Source organism: Streptomyces halobius, assembly GCF_023277745.1.
Classification (GTDB): Bacteria; Actinomycetota; Actinomycetes; order Streptomycetales; family Streptomycetaceae; genus Streptomyces; species Streptomyces halobius.
Genome location: NZ_CP086322.1, coordinates 780,392 through 800,979 on the forward strand (window position 1 = coordinate 780,392; position 20,588 = coordinate 800,979).

The 20,588-nt window shown below is 68.9% G+C and carries 21 protein-coding genes; 16 read left to right on the top strand and 5 right to left on the bottom strand.

Annotated elements, in window-relative coordinates; genetic code table 11:
- Positions 1-15 precede the first annotated feature (15 nt).
- Complete coding sequence (locus K9S39_RS03640; RefSeq protein WP_248861890.1) at positions 16-729, bottom strand: Crp/Fnr family transcriptional regulator; 714 nt, start codon at positions 727-729, stop codon at positions 16-18.
- 126 nt (positions 730-855) lie between these two features.
- On the opposite strand from K9S39_RS03640, the gene K9S39_RS03645 reads away from it, so the two are divergent.
- Both K9S39_RS03645 and K9S39_RS03650 read left to right on the top strand, forming a co-directional pair.
- Complete coding sequence (locus K9S39_RS03645) at positions 856-1,170, top strand: hypothetical protein (protein WP_248861891.1); 315 nt, start codon at positions 856-858, stop codon at positions 1,168-1,170.
- Between the two features lie 363 nt (positions 1,171-1,533).
- A complete protein-coding gene (locus tag K9S39_RS03650; RefSeq protein WP_248861892.1) occupies positions 1,534-2,118 on the top strand; it encodes a hypothetical protein in 585 nt (194 codons plus the stop codon).
- Positions 2,119-2,177: 59 nt separating this feature from the next.
- Here K9S39_RS03650 and K9S39_RS03655 read toward each other — a convergent pair whose 3' ends face one another.
- Positions 2,178-2,726: a carboxymuconolactone decarboxylase family protein gene (locus tag K9S39_RS03655; protein ID WP_248861893.1), complete on the bottom strand. Its 549-nt coding sequence runs from the start codon at positions 2,724-2,726 to the stop codon at positions 2,178-2,180.
- Positions 2,727-3,142: 416 nt separating this feature from the next.
- Here K9S39_RS03655 and K9S39_RS03660 point away from each other — a divergent pair, with 416 nt between their 5' ends.
- On the top strand, positions 3,143-3,421 hold the full coding sequence (locus K9S39_RS03660) for a hypothetical protein (RefSeq protein WP_248861894.1): 279 nt from the start codon (positions 3,143-3,145) through the stop codon (positions 3,419-3,421).
- Positions 3,422-3,545: 124 nt separating this feature from the next.
- Here the strand turns inward: K9S39_RS03660 and K9S39_RS03665 are convergent, their stop codons facing one another.
- Positions 3,546-4,265, bottom strand: coding sequence for a Crp/Fnr family transcriptional regulator (locus tag K9S39_RS03665; RefSeq protein ID WP_248861895.1), 720 nt, complete (start codon positions 4,263-4,265; stop codon positions 3,546-3,548).
- Between the two features lie 111 nt (positions 4,266-4,376).
- On the opposite strand from K9S39_RS03665, the gene K9S39_RS03670 reads away from it, so the two are divergent.
- A complete protein-coding gene (locus tag K9S39_RS03670; RefSeq protein WP_248861896.1) occupies positions 4,377-4,856 on the top strand; it encodes a hypothetical protein in 480 nt (159 codons plus the stop codon).
- A 128-nt stretch (positions 4,857-4,984) separates the two neighbouring features.
- Here the strand turns inward: K9S39_RS03670 and K9S39_RS03675 are convergent, their stop codons facing one another.
- Complete coding sequence (locus K9S39_RS03675; protein ID WP_248861897.1) at positions 4,985-5,350, bottom strand: hypothetical protein; 366 nt, start codon at positions 5,348-5,350, stop codon at positions 4,985-4,987.
- A gap of 131 nt (positions 5,351-5,481) precedes the next feature.
- Between K9S39_RS03675 and K9S39_RS03680 the strand changes: the two genes are divergently transcribed.
- The 4 genes from K9S39_RS03680 (at position 5,482) to K9S39_RS03695 (ending at position 9,869) form a co-directional block, all read left to right on the top strand.
- Positions 5,482-7,224 carry a multicopper oxidase family protein gene (locus K9S39_RS03680; protein ID WP_248861898.1) on the top strand — a complete coding sequence of 581 codons (1,743 nt, stop codon included), beginning with the start codon at positions 5,482-5,484 and terminating at the stop codon, positions 7,222-7,224.
- Positions 7,225-7,269: 45 nt separating this feature from the next.
- A complete protein-coding gene (locus K9S39_RS03685; RefSeq protein ID WP_248861899.1) occupies positions 7,270-7,797 on the top strand; it encodes a hypothetical protein in 528 nt (175 codons plus the stop codon).
- 226 nt (positions 7,798-8,023) lie between these two features.
- Positions 8,024-9,007: a DUF302 domain-containing protein gene (locus K9S39_RS03690; protein ID WP_248861900.1), complete on the top strand. Its 984-nt coding sequence runs from the start codon at positions 8,024-8,026 to the stop codon at positions 9,005-9,007.
- A 43-nt stretch (positions 9,008-9,050) separates the two neighbouring features.
- On the top strand, positions 9,051-9,869 hold the full coding sequence (locus K9S39_RS03695) for a hypothetical protein (RefSeq protein WP_248861901.1): 819 nt from the start codon (positions 9,051-9,053) through the stop codon (positions 9,867-9,869).
- Positions 9,870-10,067: 198 nt separating this feature from the next.
- Here K9S39_RS03695 and K9S39_RS03700 read toward each other — a convergent pair whose 3' ends face one another.
- Positions 10,068-11,144 (bottom strand): IS110 family RNA-guided transposase, encoded by a 1,077-nt coding sequence (locus tag K9S39_RS03700; protein WP_248868584.1) that lies wholly within the window; start codon positions 11,142-11,144, stop codon positions 10,068-10,070.
- A gap of 612 nt (positions 11,145-11,756) precedes the next feature.
- Here K9S39_RS03700 and K9S39_RS03705 point away from each other — a divergent pair.
- The 8 genes from K9S39_RS03705 to K9S39_RS03740 all read left to right on the top strand — a co-directional run bounded on the left by K9S39_RS03705 (position 11,757) and on the right by K9S39_RS03740 (position 20,560).
- On the top strand, positions 11,757-12,536 hold the full coding sequence (locus tag K9S39_RS03705; RefSeq protein ID WP_248861902.1) for a site-specific integrase: 780 nt from the start codon (positions 11,757-11,759) through the stop codon (positions 12,534-12,536).
- 65 nt (positions 12,537-12,601) lie between these two features.
- On the top strand, positions 12,602-13,705 hold the full coding sequence (locus K9S39_RS03710; RefSeq protein ID WP_248861903.1) for a tyrosine-type recombinase/integrase: 1,104 nt from the start codon (positions 12,602-12,604) through the stop codon (positions 13,703-13,705).
- A gap of 15 nt (positions 13,706-13,720) precedes the next feature.
- Complete coding sequence (locus K9S39_RS03715; protein WP_248861904.1) at positions 13,721-14,491, top strand: GNAT family N-acetyltransferase; 771 nt, start codon at positions 13,721-13,723, stop codon at positions 14,489-14,491.
- A 99-nt stretch (positions 14,492-14,590) separates the two neighbouring features.
- A complete protein-coding gene (locus K9S39_RS03720) occupies positions 14,591-14,941 on the top strand; it encodes a helix-turn-helix domain-containing protein (protein WP_248861905.1) in 351 nt (116 codons plus the stop codon).
- 104 nt (positions 14,942-15,045) lie between these two features.
- On the top strand, positions 15,046-17,355 hold the full coding sequence (locus tag K9S39_RS03725) for a site-specific integrase (protein ID WP_248861906.1): 2,310 nt from the start codon (positions 15,046-15,048) through the stop codon (positions 17,353-17,355).
- A 166-nt stretch (positions 17,356-17,521) separates the two neighbouring features.
- The gene (locus K9S39_RS03730) at positions 17,522-17,752 is read left to right on the top strand and encodes a hypothetical protein (RefSeq protein ID WP_248861907.1); all 231 of its coding nucleotides are present in this window, start codon (positions 17,522-17,524) and stop codon (positions 17,750-17,752) included.
- A gap of 1,069 nt (positions 17,753-18,821) precedes the next feature.
- Positions 18,822-19,280 carry a hypothetical protein gene (locus K9S39_RS03735; protein ID WP_248861908.1) on the top strand — a complete coding sequence of 153 codons (459 nt, stop codon included), beginning with the start codon at positions 18,822-18,824 and terminating at the stop codon, positions 19,278-19,280.
- A complete protein-coding gene (locus K9S39_RS03740; RefSeq protein WP_248861909.1) occupies positions 19,277-20,560 on the top strand; it encodes a hypothetical protein in 1,284 nt (427 codons plus the stop codon). Before K9S39_RS03735 ends, K9S39_RS03740 begins: the two co-directional genes overlap by 4 nt.
- Positions 20,561-20,588 lie beyond the last annotated feature (28 nt).

Consider the following 20,588-nt stretch of genomic DNA (forward strand, 5'->3'; position numbering starts at 1 on the left):
GTGGTGAGGGGAAGTTCAGCCGTTGTCCTGCTGGGCGCAGTGTTGCAGCCGGTCCACTGCCAGCAGGGCCACCTGCCGGTAGCCGACCGTCAGCAGCCCTTCGCGTTCGAACTCTTTGAGCACACGGTTGAATGTCGGACGGCGCAGACCGAGCATGGCTGCCAGCGTTCCTTGGGCACAGTGCACGGTCCCGTTGCGGGCCTCCCGCAGCAGCAAGCGGGCCACCCGGCTCTTCGCGTCCCCCGTCAGGGTCTCTGCGAGTGCCTCTTGTGCCCGGGACTGGCGGCGAGCGAGCGCCGTCAGCCAGCCCCGGGCCAGAGCAGGGCTGCTCTCCAGCAGCGTGTGGAACGCGGCGGCCGGCAGGAAGACGGCCTGCACGGTGGTCAGCGCCCGCACCGTGCACACCGCGGGGCGGCCCAGCAACAGCGGTACGTCCCCGGCGATACCGCACGGTGGCAGCACTCCCACCACCACGCGCCGTCGGCCTGTCCCCGAGACCAGCTCCAGCGTTCCATTGCGCACGATCCACACACCGTCCGGCACTTGCCCCTGAGCGAAGACCACCATGCCGGGCTCCAGCACGCGCGACTCCAAACGGGCCGCCAGCAGTTCGGTGTCCCGACGGCTCGGCTGCCAGCGGCCTCCCAGACAGCGCAGGGCCCATACCGCCGCGCGCAGCGCAGCCGGAGCCGGGCCTACGGACGGCCTGCCTTCATCACGGTGTGTCACGTCTTGTCAGTCCTCTGACCATAGGGTCACCCGGCCGACGCACTCGGCGATTCCAGGGGACGGGAGCGGCATACCCCTGAGGGCGAGGGCGGCGCCCGCCGCCCCTGCACGAAGGAGAACCCTCTGATGCGCATCCATCTGATACACCGCGCTGCCCTCGGGACCGCGGCTTCGATTCTGGCGGCCGGAGCTGTGATCACCGGTGCCGGCACCGCGTCGGCCGCCCCTGCCTACCACAGCTCAGCCTCGGCGCAATCCGCCGCCCGTTCTGACGACCGCGGCCGCCACGGTCACCACGGCAACCGCCACTGCCAGTGCCGGGGCGGCTACGGTGGCTACGGTGGCTACGGCGGATATGGCTATGGCGGTTATGGCGGCTACGGGTATGGCGGCTACGGCCCCTTCGGCTACGGCGGCGGCCTGCTCAGCTGGCTCCTCTGAGCCTCGCCGCGGTCGTGTCCCACAGGCGGGCGGAGCGGCGCATCCCGCCCGGCGGCCGCACCGTGCCGTCTTCCTCCGGTCGGCACGGTGCGGTCCATACCGGAATCGGGTGGGGCCTCGTTCTTCCACGGACCGGAAACCCCCGGCCCCTGCCACGTATTCCATCCGTCATAGCGCAGAGGCACTTGACGGCCCCTCACATGTCGAGTATTGACCAGCGGCTCTCTCATACGGCAGCAGGCTGCCTCGCCAGCAGTGGAAGGGAATTCACGGCCGACGGGTTTCCGGACCATTCGGATCAAAGCGAGAGGGATGATCCCCCCGGGCCTCCGCCTCATGTGCCAGAGGAAAGGCGAGTCAGCCATGACACTCCAGCCACAGCGGCTCCGAAAAACCGGCCTGGGCATGCCGCGCATGCTCGACGTGATCAGTACGGGGGCACTGCGCCCGCTCGACCTGGGCGGTCTGCTGACCCGCGGTGTGGCCGCCGGACTCGTGGCCGGCCTGGCGTTCCTGCTGGCGCACATGTGGTTCGCCGTGAGCCGGGGCATGCCGGCACTCTCGCCGCTGCACATCATGGCGACCGTCTTCCACGCCTCCAGCGCGCCCGTGCCCACTGCGGCCGAGGCGGTGCTGGGCCTGACGACGCACATCACGCTGTCACTGGGATTCGGCATGGGGTTCGCGCTGCTGCTGGTGCCCTGGCTGCGCACCGTCCCCGCCCTGGTGGGCGCCGCACTCGGCTATGGGCTGGCGCTGTGGGTGTTCAACCTCCACGTCCTGGGCAAGACCCTCTTCCCGGCCTTCGACGGTTCCCACGTCGCGTTCCAGATCTTCGGGGGGCTCGCTCACCCACTGATCTTCGGATTGCTGATGATCCCGTTCTTCCTCGCGCGACCGGCTCCGGAAATGCCGCCGGAGCCGGGGCCGGTGCCGGAGCCGAGGTAGAACGGGACGGGGGACGGGCCCCGTGGACGCAGCTGACGAACAAGGCGCGCAGACCGTCGTCAGCTGCGCAGCACCGGGGCTGCCGGGATATCGAGGTCGGTTCGGGCGTAGTGGTTGAAGTAGTTCGTGAACATGTTCACCGCGACGTGGGCGAACGCCTCGGTGAGCTGTACATCGCTCCAGCCCGCCTCCTGGGCGCGCTTCCAGGTGTCGTCGGATACCTCACCGACCTCTCCGGCGATCTCCCGTACGACACGCACCAGCGCGTCCAGCCGGTCGTCGAAGTCCGCGGCGCCGCGGCGGATGGCCACTGTCTGATCTTCGGTCAGGCCGGCGGCCTTGGCCGAGAGGGTGTGCGCCGCTTGGCAGTAACTGCACCTGTCGACCGCACCGACGGCCAGGGCGATCGCCTCACGGGTGCGGGCGTCGAAGGTGCCGTGCCGGGTGATCGCCGCGTTCATGGCCGCGTAGGTCTCCAGCACAACCGGCGAATGGGCCATCTCGCCGTGGATGTTCAGCACCTTCCCGAAACGCTTCGCCAGCTTCGACAGCGTTTCCCGGCCTGGCTCAGACGCGCTGTCGACGGTGTGGACGGGGATCCTGGACATGCCCCTCCTCGGTTGTATGTCTCTGCCTGGTGTGGTCTCTGGCTGCCGTCACGCCGTCGGCGCTGCGGAGTCCCTGGGGAAACCCGCCAGGGGCTCCCGTGCATTTCATCCGCGGTGTCACGCGTGGTGAGCAGGCGGCGTGCCAGGCGGCACACCAGGCACGCCCACCCGCCTCGCGCCGCGCCCCGGCAGCACCGGCCGCACCGGCCCGACCTTCGATCCAACCTTCGTGATCTTCATCGTGCGCGGGATCCTTCGACAGGCCGATCGCCCGCAGTGGCACCATCAGCAAAATGAGGCAAAAAGAATCTATGTCACCTTTATGACTTTTTCCTCGCGGCTACGTCATCGGCAGACGCACCCTGGGCTGAAACGGGCGGCGACCCACCGCCCCTCTAGAACCGAGGAGTGCGCTCATGAGCAAGTCGATACGGCGTCTCGCCATGGTTGCGGCGACCGGGGCCTTGGCTGTCGGCTCGCTGGCAGCCACCGGCGGCGCAGCCTCTGCGGCCGAGGTACAGCAGAGCTCTGCGCGTCACGTCGCCGCCGTCAGCACCACCAGCGTCCAGCAGGACGGCTGCGGCTGGGGTTGGGGCTACGGCCACGGCTACGGAGGCTACGGCCACGACTACGGGCACTACGGAGGCTACGGCCACGGCTACGGTGGCTACGGCTTCTTCGGCCTGGGCTGGTGATGGGAGAAAGGACTCAGTGAGCGGTTGGCGGTCCGAGCCGGGGAAGCGCTTGGTCCGGCAACCGCTCAGTGCTGCGCGACGACGGTGCCGCGTACCTGGTACGTGCGGCGGCAGCGGGCGGTGTTCATGCCGCGAGGTTGCGCAAGGCGGCGGAGTCGGTGATCTCGATGGTGCGGTAGGCCAGGCGGACGGCGCCACGCCGTTCGAGTTCTTTGAGGGCTTTGTTGAGGGAGGGGCGGCGGGCGCCGAGCATGGCGGCGAGTGTGCGCTGGGGCAGGTGGACGGCACCGTCGGCGGCTTCGTCGAGCAGCAGGCGGGCGGTCTGCTGGATCAGGGTGCCGCCGAGAAGAGCGGTCAGACGGGCCTGGCTGTGGGCGAGTCGGGTGGAGATGCTGGTGAGCCAGCGGCGGGCGATGGCCGGATGGCGTTGGAGGACGCGGTCGAAGTCGGCGTTCGACAGGTGGAGGAACTCCCCGGTCTCCAGGGCCCGGGTGGTGTAGGGCACGGGCATGTGCAGCAGCATCTGGACGTCTCCGTCGATGTCGCCGGGGTGCAGGATCTGGACGACGACCTGGCGGGGACCGGAGCCGACGGCGAGCTCGGCGCTGCCGCTGCGCAGGATCCACACCCCGGAGGGGGCGGCGCCGGCGGAGGTGACGACGGTCCCGGGGCGGACGGGCACGGGGCGCAGGATGTCGGCGAGGGCTGCCACGTCCTCACGGCGCAGCGGCGCGTGTTCGCCGCGTCCGATGCATCGGGCCACCCAGGCCGCGGCCTTGAGCTGTTCCTGGGGCGGGCCGGTGAGGACCGCCAGGCGGCGGCCGTGGTGCTGCGGTTGTGTCATCTGGCTGACATTCCTTGATGTTGGGGTGGGCCCTGGCGGGTTACCGGTGGGGTGACAGGGATGGCCTGCCACCGCGGATCGTGATGCGCATGGCGTGGAGAGGCGGAGACGATGGAGTTCGCAGCGGGTGCCGGGCTGGTGGCGGGCCTGGCGGGGACCGTGGTGATGACGGCCGTGATGATGACGGGCCGCGCGATGGGCATGACGAACATGGACATCGCGCTGTTGACCGGGGGCATGATGACCGGCGACAAGAAGCGCGCCCGGATACTCGGCATGATGCTCCACTTCGTGATGATGGGCACGGTGGTCTTCGGTCTGCTGTACGCCGCGGTATTCCACTGGCTGGGCTCGGCCGGTGCGCTGACCGGTGTTCTGGTCGGGCTCGCCCACGGCCTGATGGTGGGAATGATGGCGATGCCGATGATGGCGGCGGCGCACCCGCGGATGCAGGGCGGAAGCGGTGGTTTCACGCTGGCCGCGCCCGGTTTCATGGGAGTCGGGTATGGCAAGGGCACGCCGATCGGACTGCTGGTCGGACACATGCTCTTCGGCCTGGTAGCTGCGCTGGTGTACGCGGCGATGGTGTGAACCACGCCTGGCGGCAGGGAGGTTGGGCCACATCCGGCTCGGATGCGGCACCACGGCGGCGGCAAGAGCCACGGGGTGCCTCTTCTGCGGTAGCTGACACCCTGTGATTACCCATAGCAGCCATGAAGCTACTCTTCGTGTCCATGTATGTAATGCTGCGACCTTTCCGGCGCGCTGCCGGATTCCGGCCCGTGCTTGCCCTCGGTGTCCTTGGCTCTGCGGTGCTCGGCGGTGCCGGTCCGGCCGGCGCCGTGGATCTGCCGCGTCCGGACCTCCCGCTGACGCACCCCGCCCGGGGCGAGGAACACGATCGCGCCGCGGGAGCCGACGGGGCGGACGGCACCGGCCAGCACTTCGTGTCCACCGGCGGGCCGATGGGTGTCGTAGGGGGTCTGGTTTTCGTGCCGGGTCCCCTGTTGAGCGATCTGACGGGGGGGGTTGACCGAGGAGGCGTTGAAGGGGCCGAGCGACCTGCACGCGTACGTGACCGGCACAGACGAGTGAACCGCACAGCGAATCCACTCTTCCGGGTGACATTTCTGCATTCCGTGCCAACTTCCGTGCGGCCAGGGGGTCCCCCGTGCGCGCTTCTTCGGTGTTGAGGTACGGAGGGAAGGACGAACACATGGCACATGAGCATCGCGCCAAGGGATACCGGCGGCGTTCGCTGCTGATGGGTGCGGGAGCCGTTGGCGGCATCGGCTTGCTGGGCGGGGCCGAGGCCGCGTTCGGCGGCGGATCCTCCGAGGAGGAGGGCGAGCCGCTGCGGGACCTGCCCGAGGTACGGAGCAAGGGCGGGCTCCTGGACTACCGGCTGACGATGACGGCATCGACGGTGTCGCTGGGCCATGGGCGGAAGGCCCATGTGCACACCTACAACGACTCACTGCCCGGGCCGGTACTGCGGATCCGGCCCGGGGACCGGATGCGGCTGCTGGTGCGCAACCGGATGCTGCCGATGGGGGTGCCGCTCAACGCGCTGCCGCCGTTGTGTGCCACCAGGCCGGGGCCGGCGGAGGCGGTGGGCCTCGCTCGCGGAGTCGGCAGCGAAAACCACTCCACGCTGACCTGTCTGCCGCAGACCGCGATGAACGTCGTGGCCGGCAAGACGATCGTGCAGTTGGACTCGATCACCAACCTCCATACCCACGGGCTGCAGGTCTCACCCGAGGAGCCCGCCGACAACGTGTTCCTGGTGATCCCGCCGCTCGGGTCCCACCAGTTCGCCTTCCACATCAGGAGGCACCAGCCGGCCGGCCTGTACTGGTACCACCCCCACTTCCACGGCGCCACCGCCCACCAGGGCTTCCAGGGACTGGCCGGACCGATCGTCGTCGAAGGCGACATCGACGAGGTCCCCGAACTGGCGGACGCCGCCGAGCGGATCCTGGTGCTCCAGGAGCTGTGGCTGGACGAGCACGGTGAGGTGCCGAACGCGGTCCCGCTGCCGTCCGGCGGGCCGGTCCCGTTCACCTCGGTCCCCGCGGTACCGACCGAGTGGCTGTTCACCGTCAACGGGCAGCTCACGCCGGAAGTGCGGATGCGTCCGGGGGAGGTCCAGCGGTGGCGGGTGCTGAACGCCGCACCGCACCGGCTGATGTGGCTGCACGTGGACCAGCACACCTTGCACCAGGTCGGCCAGGACGGTGTGCCGTTCGCCCACGCACGCCCGAAGCCGGCCATCATGCTGGCCCCGGCCAACCGGGCCGAGTTCGCCGTCCGTGCGGGCGAGCCCGGCCGGTACCCCATCTACATCAAGGCTTACGACCAGGGCCGCCCCGGCGGGGCACGCCCGACCCGGCTCCTGGCCACGCTCGTCGTGGACGGCCCGCCCGCCCACGGCCGTCTGCCCACCAAGCTGGTCAGACCGCCCCGTATGCCGCACCAACCTGTCGTGCGGCGCCGGAAGCTGGTCTTCAAAGGGGATATCTCAGGCCGGTACGGGCTGGGCGTGCGCTTCTTCATCGACGGCCGTGAGTTCGATCAGGGCCGGGTGGACCAGCATGTGGAAGCCGGGACGGTGGAGGAGTGGCGGATCGTCAACGAGGACGTCTTCCAGCACCCGTTCCACATCCACGTCAACCCGTTCCAGGTGACCGATGTCCGCGGTGTCCCGCACGGTGACCCGAGCTTCGACGCCGACCCCACCGTATGGTGGGACACCTTCCGGATTCCGCCGCTCGGCGAGTTCACCATGCGTACATACTTCCACCACGACCTGCCCGGCCTGTCGGTGTACCACTGCCACATGCTCAATCATGAGGACGCCGGAATGATGGGCACCGTCCTGATCTCCCCACCAGGCAGTGGCGATCCGTCCAATCACCTGAAGTTCACCTCCGCCGGAGACCACGCCCGGAAACGCTGACCGGCACCCGTCACCGCAACCCACCCGAGGAAACCACCGCATCCGATGCCTCTACGTCGCAACGTCCTGTCCACGATCGCCCGCTCGCTGCTGAACCCGCGACCGGGGAAACCGGCCACCAAGCCGCACATCCCGCGCCAACGCCCGTATCTCTTCACCCAGTATCACCGTGACAACCTGTGGTGGTGGAACGGTACGTGGCTGCCGCAGACCGTTCCCAACGGCGCCCGGATCCAGATCCAGCTCCCCGGCGGTCCGATCCGCTGGATTCCCGGCCCGCACGGTCACTGCCGCCCCACCGGCGTCGGGTCCCTGGTGCCGCTCGATGCGCGGACCACGCCTCTCGGCAGACATGTACTACCCGGCGAAAAGCGCATTCCCGGCACATCGAACCTGCAAGTCTTCGACTACCGCGTCAACGGCCTCGGAGCCACCGCGATCTGCCTGCACCCGCACCCGACCCCCGACACGCCCGAACAGCTCGGCCTGCCGCCGGGCAGCCCCACGAGCTACGTCCTGACCCTCCTCGTCGGGATTCCGCAGTCCGAGCTGTCGCTGCCGCTGCCGCACTGAGCACCGCACCGCCACCCGGCTGAATCCCCGAGCAGACATTTAGTAGGTGCAAATGCCGGATTGTGTCAGCTCGCTGACACTGGGGACGGCGCCCTGTGGCCCAGCGGGTTCCCTCCCCGTGCACCGTCGTTGGCACAGCGATACGGCGCGGCACACCGCATCACCCAGCACCGCGGCCTCCGGCCCGGCCGAGGGGCGCCACCACACACCCAGGGGACCCGTTTTCATGTCGCTGACCCGCAAGACCTTCCGCACCGCTCCCATGCGCTACTCGGCGCTCACCGCCGGGGCGGTGGTGCTGGCGCTCGGTGCCACCGCCTGTGGCACGGGGGACTCCGACACCTCAACTTCGGAGAAGAGCCCCAGCCCGGCGTCCACGGCCGGCAAGACCTCGGAGCCCGGTGAAGCGGCGCAGGCCAAGTTCACCTCCTACGCGTCATCGACGTCGTTCGACGACACCGTCAGCGCGCTGAAGAAGTCGGTCGCCGACAACGGGATGATGGTTCTCGGCGACCTCAACCAGGCCGGAGCCCTCAAGTCCACCGGCCTCAGCCTCAAGGGCGCCCACACCTTCTTCGTCGGTAACCCGGCCAAGGGCAAGATGTTCTTCCAGAAGAACCCCGCCATCGGCGCGGAGATCCCGGTGCGCATGTACGTCTGGGCGGACGACGAGGGCACCACGCACATCGGCTACTTCGACCCCGCCCCGATGTTCAAGGCCATCGACCCCGAACTCGCCGACGGCGGCAAGCAGATGGCCATGGCTGTGGAGAAGATCACCAAGGGTGCCGCAGGCGGCACGTCCACCAAGGGCACCACCGTCGCGGCCGCCTTCACGACCGTCGACTCGGCCAAGTCCTTCGACGCCACCGTCAGCGCGCTGAAGAAGTCGGTCGCCGACAACGGGATGATGGTTCTCGGCGACCTCAACCAGGCCGGAGCCCTCAAGTCCACCGGCCTCAGCCTCAAGGGCGCCCACGCCTACTTCGTCGGTAACCCGGCCAAGGGCAAGATGTTCTTCCAGAAGAACCCCGCCATCGGCGCCGTCATCCCGCTGACCATGTACACCTGGGCGGACAACGACGGCACGGCGCACATCGGCTACTTCGACCCGGCCGCCCTCTTCAAGGCCGTCGACGAGAACATGGCCGACGGCGGGAAGCAGATGAAGATGGCCGCCGACAAGATCGCAAATGGTGCGGCCAAGTGACCCCCGCGGCGCAGGCCGGCCCGCACCGGACGCAGGCCCTGATATGAGACATCCCGCCCGCACCGTGACCGAACTCGCCCTGAGCGCGGTGGTGCTGGCCGGAGCCACGGCCGCCGGAGCACTGCTGTTCGCCCTCGCCGAGGGCGGCTACGCCACCCTGTCCGACCTCGTACGCGAGGTCGGACTGCCCGGCGCGATCGCCGTCGTGGCCGCCCCGCTGATCGCCTGGCGGATAAGCGGCCCGCGGCTCGGCCGGGCGGTACTGCTGGGCGCCGTGGCGGGGATCGCGGGCACGGCGGTGCTGGAACTGGCCCGCGAGACCGGCTTCCGGGGTTTCGACTCGATGCCCGGCGACATCGCCATGCTCATGGGCGTCCTGCTCCGTGATCAGATCATGCAGGGCCCGGACACCGCCTCGAATATCGCGGGGTGGGGGTATCACGTGTGGAACGGCGCGATGTTCGGCGTCATCTACGCCGTGCTCATCGGCGGCTTCCCCCGCCGGGGACGCGGCGGCGCGCTCGCCGGGACACTCATGGGCCTGGTGTACGGGCTGCTCCTGGGCACCGGATTCATGGCCAGTCCCGTTCCGAACGCGGTCGGGGCCGGTGAGTTCGGCGTCGACATGTGGCCGAAGTTCGCCCTCACCGTCTACCTCGCGCACGCCGGTTTCGGCGCGCTGACGGGCTTCCTCGTGCACCGCTTCGGGGCCCGGATCGCACCGTTGTGGACGATCGCCGGCGAACTCTTGCCAGGACACCGGCAGGCCGGAAGGAAAACGGAGACACCCGGACACCGACAGGCCCGAAAGGAAACGGGGACACGAACGCCGCGGCGCGGCCCGTACCGACCCAGGTCGTAAGGGCACGGCCCGCGCCGCGGCACCCGCCGGGCAGCGCGAGTCCGTACGGGCCGGTACGTCGTCACACTGTTCTCTACCGGCCCGCCCGGCTCCCGCGCCCGCCCCCGGTGGACGGCATCCTCCGTATCACCGTCCACCGGAGCGGTGGGGCCGACCGTGCGGACCCTCGCGGTCGGCCCCACACGTCCCCCGAGGCTGCTATGTCGTGTCAAGCCGCTTGAGTGAGTTCCTCCACGTCCGGCTGGTTCCTTTGCTCGAGGAGCTTGAAGATCTGGCGGCAGATGTTGCGCTTGAGGCATCGCTGGGCGTCGCGGGGCTCTTGCCCTCGCTGACACGGCGGGCGACGTACGTCTTCGTCGCTGGATCGAGCCTCATCCTGATCAGCGAGATCGTGTGCATCGCTCGGTTCAACTGGCGGTCTCCGCCCCGGTTCAGCCGGTGCTTGTTGGTCAGCCCGGAGGAGGCCGGGATCGGGGCGACACCGGCGAACGAGGCGAAGGCGGCCTCGGAGCGGAACCGGCCCGGATGCGACCAGCTGACCAGGATCTGGGCTGCGGTGATCGATCCGACGCCGAGCGGATCCAGGAGTTCAGGGGCATGCTGGCGGACGAGCTGGAGGAGTTCGTTCTCCAGCTCGCGGGCCTCGGCCTGGAGGTGCCGGATGCGTTGGGCAGTGGATCGCAACGCCCTGATGGTCATGCGGTGCTCGGCCGACAGCGCGGGGCGGTCGCGGAGGCCGGCACAGCGTGTGACCTGCTGCCGTCGGCTGAGGCGACGCAGTTCGGCGCGGAGGTCGTCCGGCGCGGAGATGATCAGGGCCTTGAGCTGGTTGATGGCTGCGGTGGAGGCGTGCACGGCGCCCTGCCGGGTGGCCAGCAGGACGCGCATCGCCTCGCGTTCCCCGCGGCTTCGGGGCTGGATGACGTGTTCGGTGGCCAGAGCCTCGCGGGCGGCGCGGATGGCGTCGAGCATGTCCGTCTTGCGTCCTCCGCGGACCGGCGGGCGCCTGGGGCGACACATTTCGACGACGCGTTCGCCAGCGTCCTCGAGGAAGGCGGCGAGGCCAGCGCCGTAGCTGCCGGTGCCTTCGAGCGCCCAGCAGCGCCGACCGGGCACGTGCTCTCGGGCGAACTCCAGCAGACGCTGGTAGCCGCGGGTGTGAGCGGGTGCGTCGGTGGTCTCCAGGACGGCGCCGATCGGGCTGACGGCGGCTGCGGCGAGTGTGTCGCGGTGGGTGTCGACGCCGATGACGCCGTCGACGTGTTCTGCGAGCATGGTCACGCGGTTGTTCTCCTCCGGGCGGACGGGTGCGTCGGCCTGGGTGGAGTCACCACGTGGCGGAACTGTGATGAGTCACGCCGGAAGGCGGACAAGCTGCTGATCAAGCCAACGGGTGGGCCAGGCCGACGCCCGCGTCCGGCAGACATCTCGGGGGCACGGCAGTCCCTGACGTGGCGCCAGTTATGTTGCGAGTCATGCCGGAACACGAGCGCCGAGCCTGGCAGCAACCCATCCCGGGCCGCAGAAGAACTCTCACAGTTATGTTTTTCGCGGTCCTGCAAGAGGGCCGCTGGCCTCCGGGCCCGGCATGACTGTTCCCCCTGTCGAACCGATGCGCCGTGTCCCGCTTCTACGGCTGGTGCGTCGACAACAAGCATTGCCTGAGCATTCCGTTCACGTACTCGTACGCGCGGCGGTACGCGGAGGACGGCGGCCCGAGGGTAGTGCGCCGGAACAACGCCACGATCCGTCGTGCGCAGCGGCACGTGACGATGAAGTACCTGGAGGACAACTTCGCGCAGCTCTTCGTCCACGCCCTGGCAGGGGCTGGGGCCGGATGGAGCGCCGGACGGGTTCCGGGGGCGGATGCTGGGACGGAATGCGGCGATGGCCGAGTACGTCCTGTCGTCTGGTCTGCGGGCTCAAGAGTTCACCTTTCTGCTGGAGTACGAGGTGCCGGCGCTTCCGCCGCGCCGGTCGCCGGTTCCGGTGCCGATGCCGTTGAGCCGGGCGGTCACCAAGGGCCAGAAGGCCAGGGAGACGTGGGTGCTCTATGACGCGCTCGTGCGCATGCACCAGTACCTCGACCTGGACCGGGAGATCGCCGCGAGCCGAGGGCTGTATCGGCTGGCGCGTCCGGCACTGGAAGTGCGTGACCCGGACTGGGAAGGCGCCCATGTTGATGGCGAGCGCCGGTCCTGGAAGCTGGTCCTGCCGGAGGAGCGGCTGCGGCTCGTAGACGGCGCCGGGCAGTCGCCGCTGGTGGCTCTGCAGTCGACGGGGGCGCCGTTCACCGACTGGGACACCGTCTTTCGGCGGACATCGCGGCGGATCCGCCGGGACTTCGAGCCGCGGTTTCCGATCGTGTCCGCCCATACCTTGCGTCACACGATGGCGATGGCGACGCTCAAGCGCCTGACCCAGGGCTACTACGCGCAGGCCGCTCAGCTGGTGAAGGACACCGACGAGGACGCGGCGCTGGCGTTGTATCTCACCCGGACCGAGCCGCTGCTGGTCCTGCGCGATTTGCTCGGTCACTCGAGCGTTCTGACCACGGAACTTTACGTCAAGCCTCGGGAATTGCATCTAACGGGCGAGAAACCGCAGGTCGCCAGTTCACGGCAAGAGGTTGAGGGACTCCAACGCTACTACCAACTAACAGCCTGATCAGGGAAGTTGCCCACACCATCCCATCTGATGCATGATCTGCCCTCCAGAAGGGAGGGTCTGGAGTGGTGCATCAGCGCAAGGTGGCCCTGGCTGGGGCAGCTCATCTGGAGCTCGTTTCCGGGGTCGTCCAGTTGCGTCCTGAGGACGCGATGTTCGACGCGATGCTGCGGGGTTGGCGGGCTCAGCAGAAGTCGCGGGGGCTGCAGGACGAGACGGTTGACGACCGGGAACGGCTGGTCCGCCGGTTCTTCGAGTTCACGAATGAGTACCCGTGGCAGTGGACACCGGGTCACATGGATGAGTGGTCGGCCTCGTTGACTGGTGAGAAGCATCTGGCGCCGTCCACGATCCGCAGCTACCAGGGCGATGTTCGCCTGTTCACCGAGTTTCTCATCGATGCCCGCTACGGATGGGGGCCAGCTTGCGAGGAAGCCTTCGGCACCGGGCCGGTGGCGATCGCTCATGAGTGGAACACCCTCCCGCACCTGCAGGACTATGAGGGTGACCCGGAGGCGAGGCCGTTCACCCGCGAAGAGCTGCAGCGTTTCCTCGACTACGCCGACGACCAGGTCGATCGTGCCGTGAAGTCCAAGCGCAAGGGAGCCCTCGCTGCCTACCGCGACGCCACCCTCTTCAAGGTCATCTACGGCTGGGGACTTCGGCGGACCGAGACGTCCAAGCTGGATGTGGTCGACTTCGGGCGAAACCCGAAGGCTCCGCAGTTCGGCCGGTACGGCACGCTCAACGTCCGCTACGGCAAAGCGAAGAAGGGCCAGCCGCCACGGCGCCGGAACGTGCTGTCGGTGATGGACTGGGCCGTCGACGCGGTCGCCGACTACGTCGAGAACGTCCGGCCGCGATTCGGGTTCCCCGATCATCCGGCTCTCTGGATCACCGAACGCGGGGGACGCCTCCAGCCCGGTTCCATCAACGACCGCTTCGAGGCATACAGGGATGCCCTAAAACTCCCAAAAGATCTAGTTCCGCACTCAATCAGACATTCTTACGTCACGCATCTGACCGAGGACGGGGTCGACCGGCGCTTCATCCAGCAGCAAGTCGGCCACGAGTGTGACAGCTCCACGGCCATCTACACGCACGTCAGCGACGACTTCGTGAACACTGCCCTGAGCAAGGCCCTGGCCCCGGCGTTCGCCGGCGTCTGACGAGGAAGGACCGACATGAACGAAGCAGTCAAAACCGAGGTTCTAGCGGAACTCGACACGCTGCGGCGCGTGAGCGGTGTCGTCGCCGGCCACGCCGACCTGGTGCGCGAGTACTCGGCGGATGGCTCGGAGTGCCGGATCGTCTTCGCCGACCTGGCGGACGGCGAGGTCGTGGAACTGGTCCGCGGAGAGCGGGAGCTCGCCCGGTCCGGCGGCTACACCCTGGAGTGGAAAGTCTACGGCCACGACAGGCAGCAGGGCCTGGCTGCCGCGCTCGAAGCAGCGGGCTTCGAGCCCGACGAGGAGGAGCAGGTGCTGATGCTCCCGGTCGCCGAGGCATCATCGGCCCTCTTCGACACCTCGGGCTACGAGGTGCGGCAGGTGACCGATGGCGCCGAGCTCGACGACTACGCCGAGATCTCCCGCCAGATCGGTCGGCGTAACGCGGACGAGGAGCATCGGCAGCTGGCTCCGCTGCTCGAAGAGCAGCCTGACGCGATGAGCGTGCACATCGCCTGTGCCCAGGGCGAGCCGGTCTCCTGCGGACGGGTCTACTTCCAGGCTGGCAGCCCGTTCGCCGAGCTGGCGGGCGCCCGGACCAAGACGACCCACCGTCGACAGGGCTTCTTCACTGCAGTGGTCGGCTCCCGGCTGCGGCAGGCCAGGGAACGCGGCTGCAGGCTGCTGGTCACCGATGCGCTGCCCACCTCCGAACCAATCCTGCGCAAGCGCGGCTTCGAGGTGGTCACCTTCACCCGGCCGTACATCTTCGAGCCGGACAACTGAGCGCCTTGGTGCGCCGTCCGGAAGACGCGGCCCCGGCGGAAGTCGGCTCGGAGGACCGGGCCCGGGACTCGCGGGCCGACGAGAGGGAGGAACTCGATCATGGTCGCCAAGCTCGACTACCGCTGGCACCTACGCAAGGTGATGGCGGACCGCGGGATGTTCTCCACCACCGACCTCATCCCGCCGCTGAAGGAACGCGGCATCTCGCTGTCGTCAAGCCAGGTCTACCGGCTCGTGGTCGAGCGGCCCGAACGGCTGAGCCTGAAGATCCTCATGGCCCTGCTCGACATCCTGGATTGCACGATGGACGACCTCATCGAGCCGATCGCCGCGGCTGGCACAGTGAGGAAGCCGAAGAAGGCCGCCGCGGGCGGCAGCGAGACACCCGCAGAGGGGCTCGGCGGCCTGCGCCCAAAGCGAGCCAGGATCAGGGGTGTTGACCACCCGTGACTGCCCCGGACCATGACAGCCGCGCTGTCACCGACCCAATCAGCCTGGCCACTGACCTGATCACGCGAGTTGAGAAGGAACTTGGCCCCGAGACGATCCGGGCTGTGGTCACCGCAGTCGCCGGCGGACGGGCCAAGTCCCGCATGCTCGCCGCCGCGCTGGCCCGCCGCCCAGCGGTCTTGAACGACGGCCGGTCCCCGGCCCCCCGGGCCGTCGGCGACCTGCTTATCGCCCTACGCAAGGCCGGGGCCCAGGCGACCTCGCCACCGGTCTGCGCCGAGTGCGGCAAACACCTGCGCACGCTCCAACGCCGCGGCCAGGACTGGTACTGCGGAGTCTGCGGGCCCACTACGTTCGAACCCTGCACCGGTTGCGGAAAGACCCGACGCGTCTCCACACGAGACCGGGCCGGGAGACCACGCTGCGTGAGGTGTCGCGACATCGACGGACGGGACCCCCTTGCGGTGATTCGCGGCGTGATCGCCGGACTGGACCCGCATGCCGACCCGGACGTGGTCGCCGACGTGGTCCGCCACTCGGCACTGCGGCCCGCCAACCAGCAGAAGATCGCCTGGGCTCTGGAGGCCGACCCCTCGCTGCTGACCGGCAACGGACACCTCGCGCCGTTCCCCGTGATCCTGCGGCTGATCGACCGGCTCATCGACGCCGGAGTCGCCGGGATCGTCCGGCCTGCCTGTCCCCGCTGCCACAGAGCCGTACGCATCAGCAAGCCCCTCGACGGCCAGCGGGTCTGCCGCAACTGCATCGCCAAGTCCCGCGTCGAGGAATGCGCACGCTGCGGCACCCGCCGTGACCCGGCCACGCGAGACGACCAGGGGCGACCGCTGTGTCCGAACTGCCTGATCACAGACCCGACCAACCTGGAAACCTGCATCGTCTGTGGCCGGCGGCGCCTGGTGAACACGCGGACTCCCGACGGGCCGATCTGCCCCACCTGCCGCCCGCTGCCGACGCTGGTCTGCTCGATCTGCGGCCGCACCGCCCCCTGCACCCTTTCCCGCCTGACCGATCGGCCCCGTTGCGGCGCCTGCGATCAACGTGAAGCCCGCTGCACCGGCTGCGGCTCCTTCCGCCGCGTCCACTCCGGCACCCCTCAGGAACCTGTCTGCGGCCCGTGCACGAAACCGGACGCCGAACTCTGGCGCCCCTGTCCTGTCTGCGGTCAAGCAGAACGACTACGTGCCCCAGGTCCTTGCCGCCGTTGTGTCCTCAAGCATCGGCTCGACGAACTCCTCGTCGGCCCGTCTGGCGCCGTCGCCCCGAAGCTACGAGCCTTGCACGAGGCCCTGGCCAGCACCGAACGGGCGGCAACAGCGATCCACTGGCTGTCCGGCGGCATTGTCTCCACCGTCCTGTCCGACCTGGGATCCGGCCGCCGACCACTGACACACGAGGCCCTGGATGAGCTTCCGGACGGCAAGGTCGTCGAACACATCCGCAGCGTCCTCGTGGCCGCCGGCGCCTTGCCCTCGCGAGACGAGCAGATGATCCGACTCGAACGCGTGGTGAGCGATCTCATCAGCTCCCACTCCACCGCCGAAGGGCGCCAGATCCTCCACCGATACGCGACCTGGCATCTGGTGCGGCGTCTTCGCCACCGCACCAGCGGCGAAGACGTCACTCATGAACAGCTCGTCGTCGTCCGCCAGCACCTCCGGGCAGCTGTCATCCTCCTGGGCTGGCTCGCCGAGCAGGGCCTGACCATCGCCACCTGCCGCCAGGCTGACCTCGAACGGTGGTTGACCAGCGATGACGCCCGCCTTCGCCAGGAGGCTGGGCACTTCGTCCGCTGGGCCCTCGCACGGAAGATCGCCAGCGACCTCAGCTTCCCCGCCGTGAAATGGACCGGCCCCTCCCGGCCCATGGACGACGAGGCCCGCTGGGCCACCGCCCGTCGTCTGCTGCACGACGACTCCATCCGCACCGAAGACCGCCTGGCCGGGCTGCTGTTGCTCCTCTATGCCCAGTGGCCCTCGGCGATCTCCCGGCTGACTGTCGACCACATCGAGGAGACAGGCGGAGCGGTCCGCATCCGCCTCGGCGACGTTCCCATCGACCTGCCCGAACCTGTCGCTGACCTGGCCCTTCAGCAGGTCGCAGTTCGCCGCAGCCATGCCGTTCTTCCCCGCACAGCCTCGCCCTGGCTCTTCCCCGGCGGCCAGCCCGGCCGTCCGATCAGTGCCTGGGCGATGGGAGAACGACTCCGCAAGCTCGGCATCCGTCTCGCCCAGACCCGCTCGACTGCCCTGTTCCAGCTCGCCACCGAGCTGCCCGCCGCGATCCTCGCCCGCACCCTCGGCATCCACATCACCGTCGCCGTCAAGTGGCAGCGGGCTGCCGCCGGAGACTGGGGCGCCTACGCAGCCGAGGTCAGCCGGAGGAACGGCTCGTGAGGCAGGCATTCCGAGAGTTCCAATACCCGAGTGCACCATTACGGCGCCTGGATGTGCGGCGCATCTACCGGGAGGCGTACCTGCGCGCAGGCCGTGCCGCCGGCCTTGCCGATCCGGCCGCCGAGGCCGAAGCCGCCGCGGAGTTCGCCGACGAGGAGGCCATCTGATGCCCGCCACTATCCACCATGACCAGCTGCGGGGCGAGTTCGTCTTCCCGGACGGACAGCGCCTGACGTGCCCTCTGTACGGCACCGAGGACGACCCCCTGGCCGCCGAGCTCGCCCAGGGCCTGCCCGGTCTGGTGCATCCACTGGGACAAGTGGCCGCCCCGCGCACTGCAAAGCGGTACGTGCGCGATGTGCGCAAGCTGGTCACCGGCCTACCGCGCTCGGGCTGACCGGCGGGCTCGGCGAGGTGACCGTCCTCATGCTGGTGCGGCACTGGCTGGCCGCGAGCTCGAGCCACGTTATGGGCCCGCGCTGGTTGTTGCTGTCGGTCGCGGACGCGACCGGGGCGATTCCGAAGCCGGTGGTCCACAACATCACTGGCCGGCTCGTCAAGAAGGTCCCGAAGTCCACCCCGATCCAGCCCTACACCGAAGGTGAGTGGGAGCGGTTGGTGGAGGCGCTGCGCTCGGTGGCCGCTTCGGGGTGGTCGGCGCATCGTGAGGCGAAGAACCTGGCTGCCGGCGGATGCCACCCGGCTGAGGGCGGCTTGTCCCGGGAGAACGTGGCGTGGCTCCTGGTCAGGGAAGGCCCCCTGAGTGCCGAGGAGTTCGGAGAGATGGCGGGGTGCTCGCCGAAGAACAAGTGGGCGGCGGTGCATGTCCCTCAGATCAAGGACGCGCTGTATCCGACCTCGATCACCCTGGCCGCGCACCGGCTCTTGTTCGCCGCCTACAGCGGCATCGTGCCCGACGGCATCGCCGACCTCGGTCTGGGCGATGTGACCTGGGCCGGGGAGAGCACGGTGCTGCTCGACTACGTTAAGAAGCGGCGCGGCAAGGAGTCGAGCACGCTCACCGACCGGGCGGTGCGTGTCCTGGAGCGCTGGCTCGATCTGACGGCGTTGATCCGCTCGCATGCCCCCGAGGAACTGCGCGAGGAACTGTGGGTGCGCACACGGCGTCGGCGCAAGACGAGCGAGCATCCCAGGGTTTTCCTGGTCGACAGGATCGAGATGACCTCTCGGCGGCAGTGGGCCCAGTGGCAGTTGGTCCACCTCACCGGCGTTCAAGGTGACGACGGCAACGCCCTGCCCATCGACAGCCGTCGGGTACGCACCACGTACCTGAACCAGCTCTCCCGGGGCGGCTGGACCGGGGCCACGACGATCGACCCCAACCACACCCCGGCCGTCGAGGGCGATCACTACCTGTCCGCCCTCACTCCCGCGCAGCGCGAGGGAGTGGAGACCATCATCGAGGACGGCCAGGCCGACGTCCTGCGCAAGGCCGAGCACCCACCGTGCTCAGCGACGAGGAGCTGGCTCGGTTTGCCGCTGAACTTCCTGAACAGGCCCGCAAGCTGGGCCTGGATGCCAGCGCGCTGGCCGAGCTGGTCGGCGGCGAGCGCGACGTCTTCACCGCCTCTTGTAAGAACCAGCTCGCCGGGCTCCACGGCCCGAAGGGAAAGCCCTGTCCGGCTCGGCCCTGGGTCTGCCTGCTGTGCCCGCTGGCGCTGTTCATGCCCCGGCAGGTGCCGAATCTGCTGCGGCTCAAGGCGTTCTTCTCGCGCCAGTTCCGCCAGATGTCCACCGCCGAGTTCATGGCCGTCTTCGGCCCGTACGACGACCGCCTGGCGGGCGAGATCCTGCCCCGCTTCACGGACGCGGTCTTGGAGGCCGCGGCCGGGGAGGTCGCGGACACGGACTCGGAGATCCCTCTCCGCCCGGAGGAAGGCACCGAACCCGAGGGGGACCGTTGAGCAGCCGTGCTGTCCCCATCCGACCCGAGACGCGGGTGGCCCCGATTCCCCCGGAGCTCTCGGCGCGCTCGCCGTTCGCCGGGGTGGACATCGCCGAGATGACCGGTCTGGCCATGCTCCCGGGCAGTCACCGCTCCTGGTTCGAGGAGGACGTGTGGGACATGAGCGGCATGGCTGACGCCCCGAAGTCGATGAAGCCGTACTACAAGGTCTGGCGGTTCAACAGGGTCCGTGACCCGCGCTGGCGCTTGGTGACTAAGGAGTTCATCATTGCCCGGATGTGCCCGCTGGACGAGCGGGTGGCGGCCTTGCCGTTCGCGCTCCGCACGGCGATGAGCCCGGCCAGCGTCGAGCAGGTGGTGGCCCGCATGGCGACCTGGTTCAACTTTCTCACCGATGCCGGCGTGACCTCGCTGGCCGACGTCACCCAGGACCACTGCGACGATTTCAAGGCCCTGCACCGTCGACGCAAGGGACGCAAGGGCAAGCCGGCCACCGGGGACGTGGCGCCGGGGACGCTCTCGAACCACGTACGCCCCATCCAGAACCTGGCGCTGTACGGAGAGTTGTTCATCGCGGACCGGTACGCCGAGGGGTTCTTCCCTTGGCAGGGACGTCCGACGTCGCAGGTCGCCGAGTCCACGGGGCAGGTGGGGAATGTCAGCCCGCCGGTCCCGGACGCCTTGATGCAGCCGGTGCTGTCCGCCGCCTTGTACATGGTGTTCACCCTGGGGCCGCAGGTCGCCGAGGCGGTCGACAAGCTCCGGGCTCATCGCGCCGCTATCGCGAAGATGCCCACCGAGGTGACCCTGACCGGGGAGGCGGCCAGGGCGCTGCTGAAGGGCCTTGAGCGGCACGAGCGTGAGCAGATTCCGCTGCCGCGACTGTCGACGTTCTTCGTCACCCAGCGGGTGAACTCCGGCTGGGATCGGCAGGATCCGCTGCTGGAGGTCAACTTCGAGCGGCTGCTGCAGTACACGGTGGGGGTTCATGGCTTTCCTGGTCCGGTGTGGGAGCTGATCAAGCCCGCGGTGGAGCGGGTGGCCGAGAAGGTCGGCACGGTCTACGAGCACGGAGCGCAGGCCGCGCTGATCCCGCGCTGCGACGATCCGTCGGTGATGGTGCCGTGGACGCTGCCGCTGCAGGAGAGGGAACTGCGCACCCTCGCCCGGATCGTCCGGGCCGCCTGCATGGTGGTGGTCGCGGCGCTCAGCGGGATGCGTGACAGCGAGAACGGGGCGGAGTTGCACCTGATGCAGCACTCCGCAGGGTCCGAATAAGCGCGAACCGGCAGGTGATGGGCGTCTG